Annotated in this window: 24 protein-coding genes; 9 read left to right on the top strand and 15 right to left on the bottom strand. The window is 67.2% G+C overall.

Translation table 11 applies throughout. From position 1 onward, the window contains the following. Window positions 1–7: 7 nt before the first annotated feature. The 9 genes from ATM97_RS19385 to ATM97_RS19345 form a co-directional block, all read right to left on the bottom strand. Window positions 8–553, bottom strand: a complete 546-nt coding sequence (locus ATM97_RS19385) for an adenylate kinase (protein ID WP_218719434.1) — start codon at window positions 551–553, stop codon at window positions 8–10. Beyond that, window positions 550–1,872 (bottom strand): preprotein translocase subunit SecY, encoded by a 1,323-nt coding sequence (gene secY, locus ATM97_RS19380; RefSeq protein WP_218719433.1) that lies wholly within the window; start codon window positions 1,870–1,872, stop codon window positions 550–552. Before secY ends, ATM97_RS19385 begins: the two co-directional genes overlap by 4 nt. A gap of 155 nt (window positions 1,873–2,027) precedes the next feature. Beyond that, on the bottom strand, window positions 2,028–2,471 hold the full coding sequence (gene rplO / locus ATM97_RS19375) for a 50S ribosomal protein L15 (RefSeq protein WP_019045071.1): 444 nt from the start codon (window positions 2,469–2,471) through the stop codon (window positions 2,028–2,030). 1 nt (window position 2,472) lies between these two features. Then, window positions 2,473–2,652, bottom strand: coding sequence for a 50S ribosomal protein L30 (gene rpmD / locus ATM97_RS19370; RefSeq protein WP_019045070.1), 180 nt, complete (start codon window positions 2,650–2,652; stop codon window positions 2,473–2,475). A 2-nt stretch (window positions 2,653–2,654) separates the two neighbouring features. Further along, entirely contained in the window at window positions 2,655–3,305 is a 651-nt protein-coding gene (gene rpsE, locus ATM97_RS19365) for a 30S ribosomal protein S5 (protein ID WP_218719432.1), read from the bottom strand. Window positions 3,306–3,336: 31 nt separating this feature from the next. Further along, window positions 3,337–3,744: a 50S ribosomal protein L18 gene (gene rplR, locus ATM97_RS19360; protein WP_218719431.1), complete on the bottom strand. Its 408-nt coding sequence runs from the start codon at window positions 3,742–3,744 to the stop codon at window positions 3,337–3,339. Window positions 3,745–3,746: 2 nt separating this feature from the next. Continuing rightward, window positions 3,747–4,286 carry a 50S ribosomal protein L6 gene (gene rplF / locus ATM97_RS19355; RefSeq protein ID WP_019045067.1) on the bottom strand — a complete coding sequence of 180 codons (540 nt, stop codon included), beginning with the start codon at window positions 4,284–4,286 and terminating at the stop codon, window positions 3,747–3,749. Window positions 4,287–4,301: 15 nt separating this feature from the next. After that, window positions 4,302–4,700: a 30S ribosomal protein S8 gene (gene rpsH / locus ATM97_RS19350; RefSeq protein ID WP_067491077.1), complete on the bottom strand. Its 399-nt coding sequence runs from the start codon at window positions 4,698–4,700 to the stop codon at window positions 4,302–4,304. Between the two features lie 271 nt (window positions 4,701–4,971). Further along, entirely contained in the window at window positions 4,972–5,619 is a 648-nt protein-coding gene (locus ATM97_RS19345) for a YoaK family protein (RefSeq protein WP_374104883.1), read from the bottom strand. 401 nt (window positions 5,620–6,020) lie between these two features. On the opposite strand from ATM97_RS19345, the gene ATM97_RS19340 reads away from it, so the two are divergent. Next, entirely contained in the window at window positions 6,021–7,595 is a 1,575-nt protein-coding gene (locus tag ATM97_RS19340) for an alpha/beta hydrolase (protein ID WP_255588049.1), read from the top strand. A gap of 18 nt (window positions 7,596–7,613) precedes the next feature. On the opposite strand, the gene ATM97_RS19335 is transcribed toward ATM97_RS19340, so the two are convergent. Beyond that, entirely contained in the window at window positions 7,614–7,826 is a 213-nt protein-coding gene (locus tag ATM97_RS19335) for a hypothetical protein (protein WP_218719429.1), read from the bottom strand. A gap of 67 nt (window positions 7,827–7,893) precedes the next feature. Beyond that, window positions 7,894–8,148 (bottom strand): hypothetical protein, encoded by a 255-nt coding sequence (locus ATM97_RS19330; protein ID WP_218719428.1) that lies wholly within the window; start codon window positions 8,146–8,148, stop codon window positions 7,894–7,896. Window positions 8,149–8,289: 141 nt separating this feature from the next. Here ATM97_RS19330 and ATM97_RS19325 point away from each other — a divergent pair, with 141 nt between their 5' ends. After that, the gene (locus ATM97_RS19325) at window positions 8,290–8,724 is read left to right on the top strand and encodes a hypothetical protein (protein ID WP_218719427.1); all 435 of its coding nucleotides are present in this window, start codon (window positions 8,290–8,292) and stop codon (window positions 8,722–8,724) included. Window positions 8,725–8,821: 97 nt separating this feature from the next. Here the strand turns inward: ATM97_RS19325 and ATM97_RS19320 are convergent, their stop codons facing one another. The 4 genes from ATM97_RS19320 to rplN are packed head-to-tail and all read right to left on the bottom strand — an operon-like array spanning window position 8,822 to window position 10,265. Then, a complete protein-coding gene (locus ATM97_RS19320) occupies window positions 8,822–9,007 on the bottom strand; it encodes a type Z 30S ribosomal protein S14 (protein WP_014981705.1) in 186 nt (61 codons plus the stop codon). A gap of 4 nt (window positions 9,008–9,011) precedes the next feature. Then, the gene (gene rplE / locus ATM97_RS19315; RefSeq protein ID WP_019045062.1) at window positions 9,012–9,575 is read right to left on the bottom strand and encodes a 50S ribosomal protein L5; all 564 of its coding nucleotides are present in this window, start codon (window positions 9,573–9,575) and stop codon (window positions 9,012–9,014) included. Window position 9,576: 1 nt separating this feature from the next. Next, window positions 9,577–9,894, bottom strand: a complete 318-nt coding sequence (rplX, locus tag ATM97_RS19310; RefSeq protein WP_019045061.1) for a 50S ribosomal protein L24 — start codon at window positions 9,892–9,894, stop codon at window positions 9,577–9,579. A 2-nt stretch (window positions 9,895–9,896) separates the two neighbouring features. Continuing rightward, the gene (gene rplN, locus ATM97_RS19305) at window positions 9,897–10,265 is read right to left on the bottom strand and encodes a 50S ribosomal protein L14 (protein ID WP_043647623.1); all 369 of its coding nucleotides are present in this window, start codon (window positions 10,263–10,265) and stop codon (window positions 9,897–9,899) included. A gap of 303 nt (window positions 10,266–10,568) precedes the next feature. Between rplN and ATM97_RS19300 the strand changes: the two genes are divergently transcribed. From ATM97_RS19300 to ATM97_RS19270, 7 genes are all read left to right on the top strand, one after another. After that, entirely contained in the window at window positions 10,569–11,015 is a 447-nt protein-coding gene (locus ATM97_RS19300; RefSeq protein WP_218719426.1) for a hypothetical protein, read from the top strand. 186 nt (window positions 11,016–11,201) lie between these two features. Then, window positions 11,202–13,184 (top strand): M13 family metallopeptidase, encoded by a 1,983-nt coding sequence (locus ATM97_RS19295; RefSeq protein ID WP_218719450.1) that lies wholly within the window; start codon window positions 11,202–11,204, stop codon window positions 13,182–13,184. Window positions 13,185–13,292: 108 nt separating this feature from the next. After that, complete coding sequence (locus tag ATM97_RS19290; protein ID WP_218719425.1) at window positions 13,293–14,270, top strand: ABC transporter substrate-binding protein; 978 nt, start codon at window positions 13,293–13,295, stop codon at window positions 14,268–14,270. A gap of 39 nt (window positions 14,271–14,309) precedes the next feature. Continuing rightward, window positions 14,310–15,659, top strand: coding sequence for a SagB family peptide dehydrogenase (locus tag ATM97_RS19285; RefSeq protein WP_218719424.1), 1,350 nt, complete (start codon window positions 14,310–14,312; stop codon window positions 15,657–15,659). Window positions 15,660–15,752: 93 nt separating this feature from the next. Then, a complete protein-coding gene (locus ATM97_RS19280; RefSeq protein WP_218719423.1) occupies window positions 15,753–16,259 on the top strand; it encodes a YbaB/EbfC family nucleoid-associated protein in 507 nt (168 codons plus the stop codon). Next, entirely contained in the window at window positions 16,256–16,573 is a 318-nt protein-coding gene (locus tag ATM97_RS19275) for a type VII secretion target (RefSeq protein WP_218719422.1), read from the top strand. Before ATM97_RS19280 ends, ATM97_RS19275 begins: the two co-directional genes overlap by 4 nt. Next, window positions 16,574–22,285, top strand: a complete 5,712-nt coding sequence (locus ATM97_RS19270; protein ID WP_218719421.1) for a toxin glutamine deamidase domain-containing protein — start codon at window positions 16,574–16,576, stop codon at window positions 22,283–22,285. The last annotated feature ends 22 nt before the right edge of the window (window positions 22,286–22,307 follow it).

The following is a 22,307-nucleotide window of genomic DNA, read 5'->3' as shown; positions in this document are numbered from 1 at the left end:
TCGGTGGTTACTGACCGAGCGCCTTCAGCGCCCGTGCGTTGACTTCGTCGACCTCGCCGATACCGTCGACGGTCACGACCAGACCGTCGTAGTACTCGAGCAGCGGCTCGGTCTCCTCACGGTAGACCCGCAGCCGGTTGCGGATGACGTCCTCGGTGTCGTCGGCGCGCCCACGGGCGAGCATGCGCTCGACCACGGTGTCCTCGGCGACCACGAAGCACAGCACGGCGTCGAGCGCGGTGCCGTTGTGCTCGAGGATCTTCTTCAGCGCGTCGGCCTGGTCGGTCGTGCGCGGGTACCCGTCGAGGACGAAGCCGTTCGCCGCGTCCGGCTCACCGACGCGGGCCTCGACCATGCGGTTGGTGACGTCGCTCGGGACGAGGTCACCCGCGTCCATGTACTTCTGCGCTTCGCGACCGAGGGCGGTCTGCTGGCTGATGTTCGCGCGGAAGAGGTCTCCGGTGGAGATGTGCGGAACGCCCAGCTTTTCCGACAGCAGGACGGCCTGAGTACCCTTGCCGGCACCCGGCGGACCGAGCAGAACAACTCTCACTTGAGGAACCCTTCGTAATTTCGATTCATCAGCTGGCTCTCGATCTGTTTGACCGTGTCGAGACCCACGCTGACCATGATGAGGACCGCAGTACCGCCGAACGGCAGGTTCGCCGCTCCACCGGTCGAGCCCATGTCCAGGAACAGGTTCGGGAGGACGGCGACCAGACCGAGGTAGATCGAGCCAGGCAGGGTGATGCGGCTCAGAACGTAGTTGAGATAGTCGGCGGTCGGCTTGCCCGGACGGTAACCGGGAATGAAGCCGCCGAACTTCTTCATCTCATCCGCGCGCTCCTCCGGGTTGAAGGTGATCGCGACGTAGAAGTAGGTGAAGAACACGATCAGACCGAAGTAGATCGCGATGTAGACCGGGTTGCCCGGGTTCACCAGGTACTTCTGGATGATCTCCTGCCACCAGCTCGGCTCCGTCGCCGTGCTGGACCCGGTCAGCTGCGCGATCAGGTTCGGCAGGTAGAGCAGCGAGGACGCGAAGATCACCGGGATGACGCCGGCCTGGTTGACCTTCAAGGGCAGGTAGGTCGAGGAACCGCCGTACATCTTGCGACCGACGACGCGCTTGGCGTACTGCACCGGAATCCGGCGCTGGCCCTGCTCGACGAAGATCACGGCCACCAGGATCACCAGGACGGCGGCACACACGAGGCCGAAGATCAGGCCACCGTCGGAGTCGAGGATCCGCTTGCCGTCGATCGGCAGGCGGGCGGCGATACCGGCGAAGATGAGCAGCGACATGCCGTTACCGACACCGCGCTCGGTGATCTGCTCACCGAACCACATGACCAGCGCGGCACCGGCGGTCATCACCAGGACGATGATGATCATGCCGAAGATGCTGGTGTCGGCGAGGATGGGCTCGGTGCAGCCCTGCAGCAGCTGACCGCGCGCGGCGAGCGCGACGAGACCCGTGGCCTGCAGGATCGCCAGCGCGATCGACAGGTACCGGGTGTACTGCGTCATCTTGGTCTGGCCTGCTTGGCCTTCCTTGCGCAGTTCCTCGAACCGCGGGATGACGACGGTCAGCAGCTGGATGATGATGCTCGCGGTGATGTACGGCATGATGCCGATCGCGAACACCGACAGCTGCAGTAGCGCACCACCGGAGAAGAGATTGATGAGCTGGTAGATACCGGCGGAATCACCGCCGGAGACCAGCTTCACGCAGTCCTGGACCGCGCGGTAGTCGACGCCGGGGGACGGCAGCGCGGCACCCAACCGGTACAGCGCGATCAACCCCAGCGTGAAGAGAATCTTCCGCCGTAAGTCCGGAGTCCGGAAGGCCGATACGAAGGCGGAAAGCACAGATCCTCCTGGCGAACGACATGGTCATGCCATGCGACTTCGGTTCTACGGAAACGTCAGCCGATGACGAGCTTGGCAGACAACACTTGAACTCTAACAGTGACACCGGACGAGCTCGCGACTCGTCCGGTGTCCACTGCTGACTAACAGTACCGTCAGGCCAGTTCGGTGACAGTGCCACCGGCTGCGGCGATCTTCTCCTTGGCGGAGCCGGTCACCTTGTCGGCGGTCACCTGGACCGCCACGCCGATCTCACCGTCGCCGAGAACCTTGACCAGCTCGTTCTTGCGAACGGCGCCGGCCGCGACGAGCTCGGCCTTACCGACCGTGCCGCCCTCGGGGAACAGCTCCGCGATGCGGCCCACGTTCACAACCTGGTACTCCACGCGGAAGCGGTTGGTGAAGCCCTTCAGCTTCGGCAGGCGCATGTGCAGCGGCATCTGGCCACCCTCGAACGCCGGGGAGACGTTCTTGCGGGCCTTGGTGCCCTTGGTACCGCGACCGGCGGTCTTGCCCTTGGAACCCTCACCGCGACCCACACGGGTCTTCTCGGTCTTGGAACCCGGCGCAGGACGCAGGTGGTGCAATTTGATGGTCATGTCAGACCTCCTCAACAGTTACGAGGTGGCGCACGACGTTGATCAGACCGCGGTTCTGAGCGTTGTCCTCGCGGACAACACTCTGACGGATCTTGCGAAGGCCCAGCGTACGCAGGGAGTCCTTCTGATTCGCCTTGGCGCCGATGGTGCTCTTGATCTGGGTCACCTTGAGATCAGCCATGGTCAGGCTCCCTGTCCCGCACGCGCACGCAGCATGCCCGCCGGAGCGACATCCTCGATCGGCAGACCGCGACGCGCGGCAACCTCTTCGGGACGCTGGAGCATCTTGAGCGCGGCAACCGTCGCGTGAACGACGTTAATCGCATTGTCGCTACCGAGCGACTTGGCCAGAATGTCGTGAATGCCGGCGCATTCGAGCACGGCACGCGCCGCGCCACCGGCGATCACACCGGTACCGGGCGAAGCCGGACGCAGCATGACGACGCCGGCCGCCGCCTCACCCTGAACCGGGTGGGTGATGGTCGAGCCGATCATCGGGACGCGGAAGAAGCCCTTACGAGCCTCCTCGACACCCTTCTGGATGGCCGCGGGAACTTCCTTGGCCTTGCCGTAGCCGACGCCGACCAGACCGTTGCCGTCACCGACGATCACGAGGGCGGTGAAGCTGAAGCGACGACCACCCTTCACGACCTTGGAGACACGGTTGATCGCGACTACGCGCTCGAGCTGGTTCTTCTCGGCAGCGTTGTCGCGGCGGTCGCCGCCACCGCGACGATCGCCACCACCGCGGCGGTCGCCACGGTTGCCCTCGGGGGCATTGCTGTTCTGTCCGGCGGGTCCGTTGCCGCCGTCACGCCGCTGACGTCCCGGCATCAGACGTTCCTTCCGTTCGAAATAACAGTCATCAGAACTTCAACCCGCCTTCACGAGCGGCATCGGCCAGCGCCGCGATGCGGCCGTGGTAGTCGTGACCACCACGGTCGAACACGACCGACTCGATACCGGCAGCCTTGGCGCGCTCGGCGATCAGCTGACCGACCTTGGCGCCCTTGGCGGACTTGTCGCCCTCCAGCGCGCGCACATCGGCCTCGATCGAGGACGCGGCGGCAATGGTCTTGCCCACCGAGTCGTCGACGAGCTGAGCGTGCAGGTGCCGCGAGGAGCGGTTGACCACCAGGCGCGGACGCTCGGTGGTGCCGACGACCTTCTTGCGCAGACGGAAGTGACGGCGGGTCTTGGACAGCCGACGCTTGGTCGAGTTGTCCTTGCCCAGCGGAATCCGCTTGGCCTTCTGGTTAGCAGTTTGCGCCATGATCACTTACCCGTCTTTCCGACCTTGCGGCGAACGACCTCGCCGGCGTAGCGGATGCCCTTGCCCTTGTACGGGTCGGGCTTACGCAGTCCGTGGATGACAGCGGAGATCTGGCCGACCTTCTGCTTGTCGATGCCGGACACAGAGAACTTGGTGGGCGATTCCACCGCGAAGGTGATGCCCTCCGGGGCCTCGATCGGCACCGGGTGGCTGTAGCCCAGGGCGAACTCGAGGTTCGAGCCCTTGGCGGCCACACGGTAACCGACACCGAAGATTTCCATCTTCTTCTCGTAGCCCTTGGTGACACCCTCGATCATGTTGGCGATCAGGGTGCGGGACAGGCCGTGCAGCGAACGGTTGGCGCGCTCGTCGTTGGGACGGGCCACCTCCAGCTCGTTACCTTCACCCTTGGTGACGGTGATCGGCTCGGCCACGGTGTGCGACAGGGTGCCCTTGGGCCCCTTCACCGTGACGACCTGGCCGTCGATGGTGACGTCGACGCCGGCCGGAATCTCGATGGGCTTCTTACCAATACGCGACATTAGTCCTGACCTCCCTTACCAGACGTAGGCGAGGACTTCGCCGCCCACGCCCTGCTTGGCCGCCTGACGGTCGGTGAGCAGACCGGTCGACGTGGAAATGATCGCCACGCCGAGGCCGCCGAGGACCTTGGGCAGGTTGGTGGACTTCGCGTACACACGCAGACCCGGCTTCGAGACGCGACGCAGGCCCTGCAGGCTGCGCTCACGGCTGGGGCCGTACTTCAGATCGACGACGAGGGCCTTGCCCACCGGCGCGTCTTCGGTGCGGTAATCGGCGATGTAGCCCTCACGCTTCAAGATCTCGGCGATGTTCGCCTTGAGCTTGGAGTGGGGCGCCTTCACCTGATCGTGGTACGCCGAGTTGGCGTTGCGCAGACGCGTCAAGAAGTCTGCGATCGGATCAGTCATGGTCATGGTTAGACCTCGACACCTTTCTCGCTGCGGTTCCCATGCAGCATCGGCGCGCTCACACACGCCGACCGTGGGCCTACAACAATTCGGCTGGTCCGGACGGCACTTACCGACCGGATGAGTTCTCTTAACGAGCTCTCGGCGCCTGGACCGTCCGCCCGCTTACACACATCAGCGAGGCGCCAGCGGACACAGAGGTGCCCAGGCAACCGCTCTAGTGTAGGCAACGCCGTGGTCAGGACCAAATCGGGGTCGGTTCGCGCGGCCGGGTGCGTCAGGCCGCGACCGCGCGCGCCGCCTTGGCGGTGAGCATCGCCGCGGCGGCCGAGACGGCGGCGGCCACGATGAGCATCAGCTCGCCACCGACGACCAGGCTCATCACTCCGCCGAGGAAGGCGCCGACCGCGAAGGCCGCGTACTGCCCGCCGTAGCCGAGCCAGTCGCGAGCGCTACCGCCGCTGACATGGCTTTCGATCCCCTGGCTCAGCTTCACGACGGTCCCGGTGGCATAGCTCAGCGGGACGCTGGTCTCGCCGTTCTTCACGAACGCGGTGTTGAGCGCGCCGACCGCGAAGGCGACGAACGCGATGGGGATGAACCCCACCTCCTGACCGCCGGTGCGGTCGAGGGCGAAGTCGACGACCGCGGCCACCACCAGCGCCGCGGTGGTCACCACCGCGGCGCCGTGGCGGCTGTCGCGCCACCACCGCCTGCGCAGCAGCGAGGCGACGAACACGCCGAGCCCGAACGAGAAGAGCAGCGTGATGGCACCGACGGCCAGCAGCTGATCATTGTCGAACCAGCCGAGAACGGCCCGCTCGGTATTTCCGGTCATGAATGTCACGAAATATCCGGCGGAATGCGTATAGGCGGCCGCGCCGATGAATCCGGCCAATATCGAAAGAAAGGCGACCATCGGCATCGCGCCCGCGGGAATCCCGCGTAGCGGCGCCCGGTGGGCCAGGTCACGCCCGGTTTTCTCTGTGGTTGTCGTCACCATCCCACTCCTCCGGTTGTCCTGGAATTAGGGATCGTCTTTGACACCCGGTCGCGCCACATTTCCGCGCGACCATCCCGACCCTAGCGATGGATCAGAGGGTCGGCCACCGCGATTTCACGATTATCGGGAAAAACACAGAATTGACCTCGGGATATTTAACCTCACGTTCACCGAACAATTCGAAACAAATTCCCGCGCGGGCGGTCCGGACCAGACCGGACGGGGGTGCGCTCGGCGAATTCCGTTCGCCGCCAACTAGTTTCCTGAGGAAAGCATGTGATAGCTTCGCGAGGTTCGCCCGATCTGTGCAGGAGGCTCGGCAGTTGTATTCGCGCTCTGGGCGCCGTGGAACTCGCCGTAGCTGGACTCGCGTTCTCGCTGTTCTGCTCGGTCTCGGCGCCCTCACCATCCCCGCGCCCGCCCGCGCCGCCGATCCGTACGTCGACCCGCTCGCCGAGGCCGCCGGCACTCCCGACCTGCGGTGGTCGGATTGCGAGGACGGCTTCTCCTGCGCCTGGGCGCAGGTGCCGCTGGACTACCGCAGTCCGCAGGGCGAGCAGATCGACCTGGCGGTGATCAAGCTGCCCGCGACCGATCCCGACCGGCGCATCGGCACCCTGTTCGTGAACTTCGGCGGGCCCGGACCGTCCGGTGTCGATCGGCTGCGGGAGCGGGCGCGGTGGCCGTGGTTGTTCTCCGAGGAGCTGCGGGCCCGGTTCGATCTGGTGTCGTGGGACCCGCGCTCGGTCGCACGCAGCGCCCCGACCAGCTGTTTTCCCTCGTACGACGAGCAGCAGGCCTACTTCGCGACCTTCCCTGGCACACCGTCGAATCCCGCCGAGGAGCCGGAGTTCTTCGACCGCTCCGCCGATATCGCGGGCCGCTGCGCGGAGTCCGCGGGCCCGATCCTGGCGCACGCCTCGACCGCGAACACCGCCCGCGACCTGGAGTTGCTGCGCCGCGCGGTCGGCGATGCCGCGCTGAGCTATCACGGCATCTCCTACGGCACCCAGGTCGGCGCGGTCTACGCCAACATGTTCCCGGGCCGGGTGCGGGCGATGGCACTGGACGGGTCGCTGGACTTCGAGGGCAATGCGAACGGACACGGCACCGACGGCGCGACCCTGCCGCTGGACACCAGGCAGGGCGTGGCCGACGCCGTCGCCGAGACCTTCGACGCGTTCCTGCGCGCCTGCTCGGCCGCGGGCCCGGACTGCGCGTTCTCGGCGGGCGAGCCGAAACTCAAATGGATCGCGCTCGCCGAACGCGCGCGCTTGGCGCCCATCGTCGTCGACGGCACCCCGTGGACGTACGGGCAGCTCGTCGCGGCCGCGGGCAGCCTCGCGCGCCCGGAAACCTATCCCGACCTGGCGCTGCTGTTGCAGCAACTCTTCGACGCGGGCACCGCGCTGGTTCCGGCCGTGACGCACGACGCGGTCTTCGCGAAAGAGCAGCCGGGCAATCGCGTCGAGGCGTTCTATTCGATCCAGTGCGCCGACAGCGCCGTCCCGACCGACCCCGCCGTCTACAGCCGGGCCGGCGCCCTCGAAGACCTGCGCGTCCCGTATTTCGGCCGCACCGCCGTCTTCAACGCCCTGCCCTGCGCCTTCTGGTCTGCCCGCGACGTCGACCGCTACACCGGTCCCTGGAATCGCGACACCGCCGCCCCGATCCTGGTCCTCAACAGCCGGTACGACCCGGCGACGCCCCTGCGCGGCGCCGTCGCCGGCGCCGCGCAGCTGGCCCACGCCCGCGTGGTCGTGATCGAAGGCGCGGGCCACAGCAGCATGTACGTGCCCAGCACCTGCGCCGAGCACGTCAAGCGCGACTACCTGTTCACCGGCCAACTCCCCCCGGCCGACCTCCGCTGCGGAATCGACCGGTCCCCCTTCCGCTGACCTACCGGGACATGCCCGTCAGCGGGTCACACACACCATGCTGAGCAGCGGGCCGTACGGATTCTCCGCACTCCCCGCGAGAACGAGCAGCCCACCGACCGGACTGCAGAGCACATCCAGACTCGACGACCCACTGTCCGCGACCGGCGCCTCGGCCTGGGCGGCGGTCGCGGTGACGACCGGGGCGAGGAGGAACAGGGCAAGAGCGGAGGACACGGCAAACTTCTTCATGCGCCTACCGTGCCGTCCGCCCCCGCTGTGCGCACGCCCCGAGTTGCCGGGGCAACAGCTTCGAGGGCTATCCGACGATCATGCACATCAGGTCGTACAGCGGCGGCTTCTCTACGCTGCCGGTGGCAAACAGCACCTGCGCGATCGGCGAGCAGATCAGCGCGGTCTCCGAGGACCCCGAGCCACCCTGCGAGGAACCGGTGCCGCCCTGCGCCGAACCGGAGTCGGCGACCGGCGCGGGCGTGACGGGGGCGGCGGTGGCGACGGCGGGGGCCGACAGCAGGGCACAGGACAGAGCGGCGACAGTGGCGAACTTCTTCATGCGCCAAGGGAACACGACGCGAGCATTCCACAAGAGTGAAATCCGAATATTTCACCCATCTTCCGGAAGCGCGGGCGGCGACCGGCCGAATTGTCGGTGCGTACTGCGATCCTGAGGCTCCATCGACCACAGGGGGAAACCATGACCTACGACGACTGCGGCTGGCACTCGGACACGACCTCGGAGCTGGGCCTGGACAGCGAGGCGGGAGCGACCCACATCGGCATGTTCTACGCCTGGGCCGTCGCGCACGACCTGCATTCGCCGACCGCGCTCGTCTGGGGCGAACCGGAGCCCCGGCCACGGCCGGAGCTGGCGGCCCTGCGCGAGCGCGCGAAAACCCCCGGCCGCTATCTGCTCGACCACTGCTGCGGTGAGCTGAACGAGGGCCACCTCAACGCCCGCGGCCAGGCCTTCGCGGCGGCCGTCTACCGGCAATACCTGCGCGCCTACGACCGCGTCCCCGAGGTCGCGCGCTACGAGACCACCTATCACGTCCCGGACACGTGGGAGATCTACGACGCCGTCACGCCACTGCTCGACGAGGCGTGGGCGGAATGGCAGCACCTCGGCTGACCCGTGCCGCGAACACACGAAGGCACGGACTCCACTCGGAAGTCCGTGCCTTCGTTCGTTATTCGCCTAGGTGGCTGCGCTCACGAGGAGCGCGGGGTCACCAGGAGCTCTTGTGCACGCCCGGGAGCTCGCCACGGTGGGCCATCTCGCGCAGGCACACGCGGCACAGGCCGAACTTGCGGTACACCGCGTGGGGGCGGCCGCAACGCTGGCAGCGGGTGTAGGCGCGGACCGCGAACTTCGGCTTGGCGTTGGCCTTGTTGACCAGTGCTTTCTTGGCCATGTGCTCAGTTCTCCTTGAACGGGAAGCCGAGGTGCTTGAGCAGCGCACGGCCTTCTTCGTTGTTGGTCGCAGTGGTCACCACGGTGATGTCCATACCGCGCGGGCGGTCGATGGAATCCACGTCGATCTCGTGGAACATCGACTGCTCGCTGAGGCCGAACGTGTAGTTGCCGTTGCCGTCGAACTGCTTCGGCGACAGACCGCGGAAGTCGCGGATACGCGGCAGCGCGATGGAGACCAGACGATCCAGGAACTCCCACATGCGGTCGCCACGGAGGGTGACCTTGGCACCGATCGGCATGCCCTCACGGAGCTTGAACTGCGCGATCGACTTGGTGGCCTTGCGGACCTCCGGCTTCTGACCGGTGATCAGCTCGAGGTCCTTGATGGCACCGTTGATCAGCTTCGCGTCACGGGCGGCGTCGCCGACACCCATGTTCACGACGACCTTGACGACGCCCGGGATCTGCATCACGTTGGCGTACTCGAACTCGCTGTTCAGCGCGTCCTTGATCTCGGCGCGGTAGCGCGCCTTCAGCCGGGGCTGAGTCTGCTCAGAGGTGGTCATGTCAGATGTCCTTCCCGTTCTTACGGGAGATCCGAACCCGCTTGCCGGTCTCTTCGTCGGTGCGGTAGCCGACGCGAGTCGGGTTACCGTCGGAGTCGACGACCATCACGTTGGAAACCTGGATGGGGGCTTCCTGGGTCACGATGCCACCCGAGGAGGCGCCACGCTGGTTCGCGGAATCCGCGACGTGCTTCTTGATCCGGTTCACGCCTTCGACGAGAACCTTGCCGGTCGCCGGGTAGGCCTGGATGACCTTGCCCTTGGCGCCCTTGTCCTTGCCCGAGATGACGAGGACGGTGTCACCCTTGTGCACCTTCATGGTCAGAGCACCTCCGGGGCCAGCGAAACGATCTTCATGAAGCGCTTGTCACGCAGCTCACGGCCGACCGGGCCGAAGATGCGGGTGCCGCGAGGATCGTTGTCCGGCTTGATCAGCACGGCCGCGTTCTCGTCGAACTTGATGTAGGAACCGTCCGGACGGCGGCGCTCCTTGACGGTGCGCACGACGACAGCCTTGACGACGTCGCCCTTCTTGACGTTCGCGCCGGGGATGGCGTCCTTCACGGTGGCGACGATGATGTCACCGATACCGGCATAGCGACGCGACGAGCCACCGAGCACGCGGATGCAAAGGATTTCCTTCGCCCCGGTGTTGTCGGCGACGCGCAGTCGCGACTCCTGCTGAATCACTTCAGCACCTCCTGGACCTGGATGTATACGTACGCCGGATTGCCGACCCGACGCACATGGTCAGTCACCCTCCGGACGCGCGCCTGCCAGCGGAAATACCTACCACTGGGGGTTCACTGCCGGATTGCGGGCGCAGAGCTCCCGCAGGCAACCGGTCTAGTGTAGGTGAATCCCCAGGTCGACCCAAATCGGGGGTCGTTCCCACAAATCTGAAGCAGATATGTTTCAAATCTCTGTGGGCGCGGTCACGCCGTTGCTACGGTCGCCCTGCTCGTCGAGGTACGAGCTGATGAGGAGTCGCACATGCACATCACCCTGCCGACCATCCGCCGGATCGCGACCACCGCGAGCGCCTTCGCCGCCGTGCTCGCCCTGGCCGCCCCGCACGCCACCGCGGGGCCGATCATCGACATGCTCACCGACACCCTCACCGTCGGCTGCACCTCCAAGATCGATGTCGTCGGCCTCGACGACTACGTCGGCGCGCAGGTCGACTTCGTCGCCAACGGCAAGTTCTTCGCCAGCGACACCGTCGACCTGGAGGTGAACGTCGGCGGCGTCACCGTGGCCAAGGCTACCGCCTACTACCACGTCGAGACCGAGGTCGAGGTGCAGCTGTCGCTGCTGCTGCACGCCACCGGAGCACCACTGGTCACCAAGCGCGTGCCCACCGTCGCGAAGATCCTGAACGCGGGCAGCGGACTGGCCTGCGACATGGCGACCGGCAGCGCGGGCATCTCCTCGGACTAGCCGTCCCCGATCCGGCCCACAGAACGGGCCGGGCTCACCGCTACCTCCACCGATCGGCCCGCCCGCCGGTAGCCTGGGCGGGCTGGATCGCAACGAGCAGGGGTGCGGCTGCCGCATCGGGGAAGGAACCTAGTGACATCGTCCGGTCGTCCGTCGGTCGTGGATCGGCGCGCATTCCTGATCGCCATGGGCCTGGTGCCCGTCGCGGCCGCGCTGGCCTCCTGCACGTCCGATTCCCCCGAAGTGAAGCTCACCGGCGTGGACATGGGCGGCGGCGATCCGGCGATCCGCCCGCAGGACGACCTGTACCGCCACGTCAACGGCGCCTGGCTGCGCGACTACCAGCTGCCGCCGGACAAGTCCTCGGTCGGCGCCATCACCGACGCCAACGACCGCACGCTCGAGCAGCTGCGCGCGATCATCGAGGGCATCAAGGACCCGAAGCCGGGGTCGGAGGCCCAGCAGATCAAGGACCTCTACGACGCCCGCCTCGACCTCGACGAGATCGAGCGCCTCGGTATCACGCCGCTCAACGGCTTGTTCGGCGCGCTCGACAAGGCCGCGGGCAAGCCCGAGCTGGCCAAGGTCATGGCCGAGGCGCCGATCTCCGGGCTGATCGGGATGGGCATCGGCATCGACCGCAAGAACTCCAAGGCCTACATCCCCAGCGTCAGCCAGGCCGGGCTCACCCTGGGCGAGCAGTACTACCGCAAGCCCGAGTTCGCGACGCAGCTGGCCGGCTATCAGACCTACCTCGAGCAGCTGGCCAAGGGCCTCGGCATGGCCGACCCGGCCGGGGTGGCGCAGCGGACCGTCGACCTGGAGAAGCGGATCGCCGCGAATCACTGGGACAGCGTGCGCCTGCGCAACACCGACGCCACCTACAACCTGATGAGCTGGCAGGAGCTGACCGCGCTCGGCCCGCAGTTCGACTGGGATCCGTGGCTGGCGGGCATGACCGACCGGCCCAAGTCGCTGTTCGACAAGATGGTCGTCGGCCAGCCGTCGTTCATCACCGCGGCGGCGCAGCTGTGGAGCGAGGTCGACCTCGCCCAGTGGCGCGACTACCTCAAGCTGCACATCGCCAACACCTACGCGCGCTTCCTGCCCAAGGCGATCGCCGACGCGCGCTTCGACTTCGTCGGCCGGGTGCTCAGCGGCCTGGAGGAGAAGCCGGAGATGTGGCGCTCCGCGGTGGGCGTCGTCGACGATAATCTCGGCGAACCGTTGGGAAAGCTGTACGTGGACAAGCACTTCCCGCCCGCGGCCAAGGAACGCGCCATGGAGATGGTCGACGACCTGCGTGCCGCCTACCGCGACAACTTCACCAACTCGACGTGGATGTCGCAGCCCACCCGCGAGGCCTCGATCGCCAAGCTGGACAAGATCGTCGCCCAGATCGGCTACCCCGACAAGTGGGTCGATTACTCCTCGGTGCAGGTGACCCGCGGCAAGTTGATCGAATCTCTCATCGCCATCAACGCTTTCGAGTCCAAGCGCGCGTTCGCCCGGCTCGGCACCGAGGTGGACAAGTCGGAGTGGAGCATGTCGCCGCAGACGGTGAACGCCTACTACAGCCCGACCACCAACCAGATCGTCTTCCCCGCGGCCTACCTGCAGCCGCCGTTCTTCGACAAGGACGCCCAGGACGCGGTCAACTACGGCGCCGTCGGCTCGACGATCGGGCACGAGATCGGACACGGCTTCGACGACCAGGGCTCCAAGTACGACGGTGACGGCAACCGCCGCGACTGGTGGACGCCGGAGGATCGCGCCGCCTTCGACGCCAAGACCCAGCAGCTCATCGAGCAGTACGACGTGCTGGTCCCCGAGGGCGCGCCCGAGGGACAGCACGTCAACGGCGCGCTGACCGTCGGCGAGAACCTGGCCGACCTGCGCGGCCTGCAGATCGCGCTGGCGGCATATCAGAAGCTCGCCCAGCGCACCGGCGCGCAGCCCGACTTCCGCACCATGTTCTTCTCCTGGGCGCGGCAGTGGCGCGACAAGCAGACCGAGGAGGCGACCCTGCAGTCCCTGCAGGACACCCACTCGCCCAACGAGTTCCGCTGCAACCAGGTCGTCCGCAATATCGGCGAGTTCTACACCACCTTCGAGGTGAAGGACGGCGACAAGCTGTTCATGCCGCAGGACCAGCGGGTGACACTGTAGGGACGATTCCCCCTCCGAAACCGACGTAGGTTAGCCTAGGCTGACCTACGCTGGAACCGGCTCGACGAGCCGATCGAGGAACCTTCCTCGATGAAGGAGGATGCAACGATGACGTCTGTTCGGACTTCGCGCGGCTGGCGGCGCGCGGCCGTGGCCGCACTCGCCGGTGCGCTCGCCTTCGGCGTCGCCGCCTGCGGTTCCAGCGACGATGCCGCGGGCTCGGGCGAGCCGGTCTCCATCACGCACGCCAAGGGCGAGACCACCGTCACCGGGACGCCGACGAAGATCGTCGCCCTGGGCAACCAGTGGCTCGACACCTCGCTGGCGCTCGGCGTCGTCCCCGTCGGCTACATCGACAACGTCTCCGCGGTCTCCAAGAGCACCCCGCCGTGGGAGCCGGAGAGCCTGAAGTCGGCCAAGGCCCTCAACACCACCGGCAGCATCGCCGAGCAGGTCGCCGCGCTGGAGCCGGACCTGATCCTGGCCGATCCGTTCATCGCCGACCAGAAGACCTACGACGAGCTGTCCAAGATCGCGCCGACGCTGCCCGCGCTGACCAAGGACGCCGTCAGCCCGTGGCAGGACCAGGTCACCGCGCTGGGCAAGGTGCTGCACAAGGAATCCGACGCGACCGCGGTGATCAAGAAGGTCGACGACAAGCTCGCCGCGATCAGCACCGCCAACCCGGGCCTGAAGGGCAAGACCTTCGCCAGCACCTGGCTGGCCAGCCCCGCGCAGCTGATGGTGCTGACCGACCCCAACGACGGCTCGGCCAAGGTCTTCACCCAGCTGGGCATGGGGATCCCGGCCAACCTCACCGCGCAGCCGTCCAACCAGGGCCGCCTGGCGCTCTCGCCGGAGCGCGTCGACGAACTGTCCGCCGACCTGCTGCTGGCCGGCTACTCCCCCGGCCTGGACGAGAAGTACCGCCAGCTGCCCGGCTACAACGAGCTGCCGTCGGTGCAGAAGGGCTCGGTGGTCTTCCTGACCACGCAGGAGATCAGCGCCATCAACCAGCCGTCCGCGCTGTCGGTGCCCTACATCCTCGACAAGCTGGGCCCCGCCTTCGCCGCCGCGGCGAAGTAGCACCTCCCCCACCACGTTCGACCCAGCAAGGACTGCGCTGTGCTCGCCTCCACATATCCCGCCCAGACCCGATTCTCGCTGCGCGCCGGAGTCACCTGCCTCACCACCCCGGCCGGGGCGGTGCTGCTGAATCCGCCGCGCAACGTGAAGCTCACCGGGCTGGGCGCGGGTGCGCTGCAGGCATTGAAGACGCTGAACCAGGGCCCGGCGACGGCGGCCGAGATGTCGACCGCCGCCGCCGGTGACGACATCACCGGGCTCATGCGCAAGCTCACCGACGGCGGCTGGCTGGCCGTCACGGTGCGCGACGGCGGCCGCGACCTCTACAGCATCCGCCCGTTCGCCGAACCGGCGCCGCGCCCCGAGGTGCCCCTGCCGACCTGGTCGGCGACGCTGTCGAAGTTCGCCGTCCTGCACCGCGACGCCCAGGGTTTCGTGCTCGAGCACCCGCGGGCGTGGTGCGATCTGCGCGTCCACGATCCGCGGCTGCTCGCGCTGCTCGACGGCCCGATGGCGGCCGACTCGCCGGTGCCCGCTGCGGTGAAGTCGCAGTTCATGGCCGATCTCCAGTGGTGCGGTTTCCTCGTCGACGGCGACGAGGAGGAGCACGAGTTCAGCACCCGCTCCTGGAGCGCCCCCGACCTGTGGTTCCACCGCCGCAGCACCCTCGGCGCCCGCACGGTCACCTGGGACGACTTCGGCCCGACCCGCTGGGCCGACGGCCGCTTCCCCGAATTGCCCGCCCGCCGCGCGCCGTTCGCCGGCGAGCCGATCGCCCTGGCCCGCCCCGACCTCGACGGCCTGCGCGCCGCCGACCCCAGCCTGACCGCCACGCTCGAGGATCGCGTGTCCACCCGCGCCTTCGACGACGCGGCCCCCATCACCGCCGACCAGCTGGGCGAGCTGCTGTTCCGCAGCGCCCGCACCCGCGCCGACGGCTCCCGCCCCTACCCCTCCGGCGGCGGCGCCTACGAGCTCGAGATCTACCCGGTGATCCGCAATGTCGCAGGCCTGGACAACGGGATGTACCACTACGACTCGGCCGACCACGTCCTGCGCCCGGTCGCCCCCGCCGACTCCCCCGCCGTCCAGAAGCTGCTGAAGTCCACCTCGGCCACCCTCGCCGGCGGCGCCGAACCCCAGGTCCTGCTGCTGGTCTCGGCCCGCGCGGGCCGCGTCATGTGGAGCTACGAGCAGGTCGCCTACGCCAATATCCTCAAGCACGTCGGCGTCCTCATGCAGACCGTCTACCTGGCCGCCACCGCCATGAACCTCGGCGTCGTCGCCCAGGGCTTCAGCGACACCGCCGCCTTCGCCACCGCCACCGGCCTCGACGAACTCGAGGAATGCAACGTCGGCAGCATCATCGTGGGCTCGCGCACCGCCTGAAACTCCCACGAGATCCATCTCACCTCCGGGGAACCGTCGGCGGGTCCGGCGCGTCCAACCTTTCGACGTGCTTCCTATCGGATCGAGGGGTTCATGAACGAGGACTGGTCGGCGCCGGCCCGTGCGGCGAACGACGCGTTGCGCGCGCAGATCGACGCGATGCTCGACTCGTTCACGGCCGACAAGTCCGCACTGCTCGACGCCCAGGCGCGGGCGACCGAAGCGGTCAGCGCGTGGTCGGCCGATAACCTGGTCCGGGTCACCGGCACCATCGCCGGTGTCAGCGAAGTGCACATCGAGCCCGACGCCTTCAAGCGCTCGACACCGGATTCGCTGGGCCGCTCGATCACCGAGGCCATCACCGCCATGACCATCGAGGTGCGGCAGATCCAGGAACAGGCGATGGCACCCATCACGGATCTGGCCGGACAGTTCCCCGACCTCCCAGACTTGGTCCCCGGCGCCGTCAGCGTGAAAGACCTGATCGCCCAACTGACTTCGCCACCGGCCACCGAAGACCCCGAACCCCCACGCCGCCTCGTCGAGGACTCCGACGACGACGAGGGCGACTACTTCCGCAACCGGAGCTACCTGCGGTGACACTGGAAGTCGACCCGCAGGCCCTGCGCGCCACCCAACCGTCGTTCACCTCGGTCGCCGACACGATCACCACCGCGGCGGCCGCGCTGGCGCGCGTGATCGCCGACGAAGGCGAATGCTGGGGCAACGACGAGATCGGCCAGGCGTTCGCCAAGAACTACACCCCTGGCGTCGATTCCGGGCAGCAGGCCGTGACCGGATTGGCCACGGTGATGACCCAACTCGGCGCGAACCTGGTCACCATCGCCACCACGCTCGAAGCCCAGGACGCCGGCACCGCGGGCGCGCTCGGCCAAACCACCGGAACCGCCTGAATGGGCATCGAAATCCCCGATGAACTGCAATGGGTGGCGAAATGGATTCTCGGCGCCGGTGATTGGCCCGAGGGCGACGAGACCGCGATGCGCCGCGTCGCCGACGCCTGGACGAGCATGGCGCGGACGCTCGACACCGTCGACGACAACGCCGCGGTCGCGCTGAACGCGGCGCTGACGGCGCTGGCCGAAGGCGAAACCCACACCACCGTCGCCGCCTTCCGCGACAAACTGCTCAACGGTGACGCGGCGACATTCGCCGCAGTCCGGAAATGGTGCGAGAAGCAGGCCGAACTGCTCGACGACGGCGCCAACGACATCGAGCACACCAAGCTGGTGATCATCGGCACCATGATCATCACCGCGGCCGAACTGGTGGTGGCCGGATTCACCGCGTGGACCGGGGTCGGCGCGGTGGCGGGCGCCGCGGCCAGGGTCGCCGGTCAGATCGCGGTCCGGGTCGCGATCAGACAGTTGATCGCGCGCATGCTGACCCGCGGCGCCGCCAAAGCCGCCGCCCGGCTCGCCTTGCGTGGCGCCGCCTTCGAAGCCCTGGAGGAGGGCGGCACCGACCTGTCCGCCCGCCTCATCCAGCTCTCCAACGGCGACCGCTCGCTGTCGAAGTTCGGCCTGACCGATCTGGGCCTGGCCACCTTCGGCGGTGCCGTCGGCGGCGCGGTCGGCGGCCTCCTCGGCGGCGGCACCGGCGCTCTAGGCGACCTCACCTCCTCCGCCACCGGCAAGCTGGCGGGCAAGGTGGTCGGCGGTACCGTCACCGAACTCGGCGCCGACGTCTCGGCCCAGGTCGCCGCCGCCGGCGTCGGCGCCGCACTCCTCGGCCAGGAATTCAAACTCGACATCGGCCTAGAAACCTTCACCAGCGCCGGCGCGGGCGGCGTCCAGAGCACCATCGAATCCGGCGGCCACGGCGGCCCCGCCGCGGCCCCGACAGTCCCCGAACTCGACACCGAGGCCCCCGACGCCACCACGCCCGCAGGCGACGACTCCGCACCGAACGACCCCGGCACCACCACACCCGCAGGAGCCGATACCAACCCCGGCACCACGACCCCCGCGGGCACCGACACCGAGCCCGATGCCACCACACCTGCCGGAACCGATGACGGCGGCGCGAATTCACCCACCGGCGATACCGAGGGCGCGACGACTGGCGACCCCGATTCACTCACCGAGGGCGCACCCGCCCCGCCGAACAACGCCCCCGACACTCCGGCGACCGAGCTGTCCCCGTCGGATCCGAGCGACGGCGCCCCCATCCCTGACGACTCCGCACCGTCCGATCCGAACCACTCCGTCCCCGCCACGACAGACGATTCGGCGCCATCCACCCGAGACGAAAACGGCCCCGGCACAGCCCCGAACCCCGCAGAGACCGTTCCGTCGTCGATCCCGGACAACGCGCCTGCGAACACCGACGACGCCCCACCATCGAACCCGAACACCGTCCCCGCCGAAGCCGAGGCACCCACCACCGCCGACACCACGCCGTCCGATCCGAACGCCAACGGCCCCGTCCAGCCACCGACCTCCGTCGACACCACCACCGATGGCCAGGACAACCCGGAAGTACCAACCCTCCCCTCCCCTGGCGACACCGCCCCCTCGATAACACCCACCGACTCCACCCCAGACCTCCCCACCGATCCGGACCCAGCGAACAACCCACCCGCACAACAGGTCCCGATCACACTGACGCCGAACAACCCGACCCAACCGGACACGACAACAACGGCAAACCCACAAACCCAGCCGACCTCCACCGACACATCGACCGCCGCCACCACGACCGCCCCGGCCCCCCAAACCGGAACCCCCACGCCCACAACGACACCCACCACAACGCCGCCGTCGACGTCGACCACACCCACATTCGCCCAGGGCCCCATCTCGACTACGCCGGCATCGTCCCCCAGGTCGACCACGCCACCCCCGGCGACACCGACCACCGGAACCCAGCAGTCCACACCGGCCGCTGCCCGGCCCGTGCCTCCGGCGAGCACCAACCCACCGACCGCTTCCGATACGCCGAGGACAGCAAGCCCGGACACGAATACCTCTACGCCCCCAGCGTCGTCCGTCGTGACTGCACAGCCCACAGCCACGCAGAATGTGCCGCCGACACCCACCCCATCGCCGACCCCATCGGATCAGCAGATCGAACCCGGCCACAGCCCGGATGCTCGTGCACTGCGCGATTCGTTGCGAAACCTGCCATCGCAGGACGGCCGGACCACCACGGTCGACACCAATCGGGACCCGTCCCAATCACGACCGCCCGCCTATCGGATCCGACGATTCCAAGTGGGCGGTCGATGGGTCACGGTGGCTACCATCCGGGCCTACGTCCCCAACGCGCATCTGATGACCCCGGCCGAGCTGCACCAGGAAATGGAGTACGCACACGCTGCGATCGACGCCACTTTCAACCACAATCAGAAGCTCCCCGGCGGCGACAGATTCCTCGTCGACGTCGAATTCTCGACGAATCCCAACGCCACCGACCTTCGCCTGAACACCCAGCAGCACCGGTTCGACCTCGCCAACGACCTGCGCGACCACATGGGTCTGCCGCCTGGCAAACCCGAACAGCCACTCACCGACGACGATCTCCGCGCTATCAGCAACGACATCGCCAGAGCGAATACGCCTGCGCCGTTCTCGAACCCGTCCGACCTCCGCACGTTCGCGCCGAACGAGCTGGCGCCGGTCGAACAAGCGAAATTCCAGACCGACGTCGAGGACTACCTCCGCAACGGTAACGAATTCACGATCGGCGCCGACCCGCGCACCAATCCGTACGGTGGAGCCATCAACGACGGTGGCCCGACACAACCAGGGCGCCGCAACAATTGCCTGGACTGTTCACTGTCCGCCCTGTCATCCTTCTACGGCCTGCCACAAGTAGCAGCCCCCCGTAGCTCCGACAAGAAGCCGGATGGCACTCCCGACACCGAAAGTGGTGAAGCATCGGGTCTCGGGCGGGCTGCGCAATGGCTCGGTGGAGGTCTCCTCCACTTCGGCGGTGTGTCGATCAGCCAGCAATACCAGGCACTGCATGATCACATCGCGGCTCTCGGGCCCGGTTCATCCGCGTTGGTTGTCAACAGCTGGCATGCGCAGGACAAGTACGGCAACTTCAAATACAACGCCGACGGATCCCCGGAAATCGACGGATCCCACGCGACTGTGATCGTCTATCCACCCGGCGCCGCCGGCCCCGTATGGTGGGACCCACAATCGGGGTTGACCTCCGACGTCCCCCCGTCCTGGATGGTCGATGCGTCGGTGACCCTCGAATTCACTCCCATCAATCCCAACGGAGGAAACCCGCATGGCGGAACCAATTCTCACGGAGGATCAGGCCCGACAGTCGCTGGCTCGGTTGTTCGGCCCGAATCGGGAGTTCCTGATAATGGAGACCAGACACGGCTGGGTCGGACGAGCGATATTGACGGACAGGGAAGTCGAGCAGGGGCTGGGATTGGGCCTGGGGAACTACGTGCTGAACAAGCAGACCGGAGTGATCACAGCACATCGGAGCCTGCCACCGAAGATGATCGGCGAGGAGTTCGACCAGGCGATCGAGACGGGTCGCCCGATACAGGGCGGCCAGGTGTACCCCCCGCTTCACCGGATCAGCCTCCGGCGGATCTCGGAGGATCAGAGCACGGTCCAGTACGAGATGCAGGTGACCGCGCTCGAACAGACGGACGCCCCGACGACAACTCAGACCCTGACCATCACCAAGAACCCGTACAACTTTCGCCCGACCGACAGTCTGGCGGCCTCGGCGGCGTCATGGGCGGAAGCCCGCTCCCGAGCGACGGGAGCCTGGCCGACGGAGGGCAGCTTCGAGCAGTAGCTCCACCGTCGGACGAAACTCCCTACACCACAGCTACTTCCACAGGCGCGCCGACAGCGCCACCCCAACCCGTACCGTCCACCGGGTCGCCGATCATCCCCGGAGCCACGCCGCATTCGGCCGAGAGCAACGCGACCCAGCCCCCGCTTGCTTCCGCCGTGCCCACCCCCCAGCAGGTACAGAACGCGAATCGATCACGTGCCGCCCGCGACAACCTCCGTGCCCGTCAGCCGGACGGCGGCGTGCAGCCGGTCACCGATCCAAGCGGTCGCCGACGCTTCACCTGGGGCCGCTACACGACCGCTCTCGGCTCGCCCGTCTCTGTCATGCGGATCGGCATCCACCTCACCGGCGCGGCGAATCTCGACCCCGCCGCGGTCGCCGCCCTGCTGCAACGCGCCCAGTTCGCCGTCGACCTGCACTTCAACGGCGGTTTCCAGCTCCCCAACGGGGATTGGATGATGGTCGATCTCGTCCCGGTGACCAACCCTGCCGACGCCGACATGCACATGCCGATCGACAGCTCTGGAATGCCCGGCACGACTCATCCGAACGTCGACCTGCCGGGACTGACCGCCCGGCTGCGCGACCAACTCGGCTTGGACCCGAACGGCGACCACGTATCCCCTGCTGATCTCGACCAGCTCAGCGCTGCCGTAGATCGCGCCAGATTCACCCCGCCACCACCACCGTGGCTCGACAACCCGCCTACCAGCAACCCCACTTCCGAGCCGCCCCGACCGACCACGCCGACTCCGCCGCCGAACACCCGGCACCAGACTGCGCACGCGGTACCCGACAACCGCCGACAGGTCCCGCCTCCGCCCCGCGATTTCCGCGCACCGGAATCCAACCCGCCAGCGCGGCCTACACTCCCGACGCCGGGACCGGCGAGAAACACCCCGAGGCCCACCGACACCACCGCACCTCGACCTGCCGCGCAATCACCGCACAACCCTCCGTCATGGGGCGCCCAGAATCCGAACCACCTGCCGACGTTTCCTTCCGGATTCGGCTCCCCCGGTTCACAGCCGGACGGCAACCGCCCGTTCGATCCGCGAGGTTTCCGCGCACCGGAATCCCTGCCGCCACCCGCGCCACCGCAGGCGTTGCCAAACGACAGCGGCTCGTCGACAGAGCCGCGGCCACGTCAACGGTCGGGCAGCACTCTTCGACGGGCAATCCGCAGACTATTCGGGATGCGGCCGCGGCGAGATCTCGAGCCTCCGCAAGCAACAACCGCACCACGACAGCCGCCTTCGGTTCCGCCGAGAACAGCTGACCCGGGTGTCCGTCAACAGCCATCGCCTCCACAGGAATTCACAGACCAGGCGTACAGTGCCGGCCCACCCTATGAGACTCAGGAAATGGGTCCAACATATCGGGGTGAGCACGAAGAGCGGAACTCCGTTTGGGAATATCCGCTCCGAGTCGCATACCTGAACGATATCGAGCGTCAACGTCTGAGGCTCTATGTGAAGGATGGAAAACTGTACACTGCCGACGGTATCCCATTCGATACGAGTTCCGGCGTCAGCGCTTGGGGTGGCCCCGGGCGCGCCGTGTTCGTGATGGACGAGCACGGCAATCTGTATGCCTCGAACTACCATGCCCGTGGGCGCTTCCACCACTCCAGTTTCTTGGCTGGTGGAAACGTCGCCGCAGCAGGCGAACTCGCCGTCATCGACGGAGTGCTCCAGCTACTGACCGACTCGAGCGGGCACTACCGACCGGCGCGCGGACATACGATGCAAGCCATCAATCAGCTCAGAAGTATGGGGATCCCGATTTCACCCGGGCAAGTCGAGTTCGAAGCACCACCACAATGAAAGGGAATATTGTGAGCTACTG

This window comes from Nocardia sp. MH4 (genome assembly GCF_019266065.1).
Lineage (GTDB): Bacteria > Actinomycetota > Actinomycetes > Mycobacteriales > Mycobacteriaceae > Nocardia > Nocardia canadensis.
This window is presented reverse-complemented; position numbering and strand designations above follow the sequence as displayed.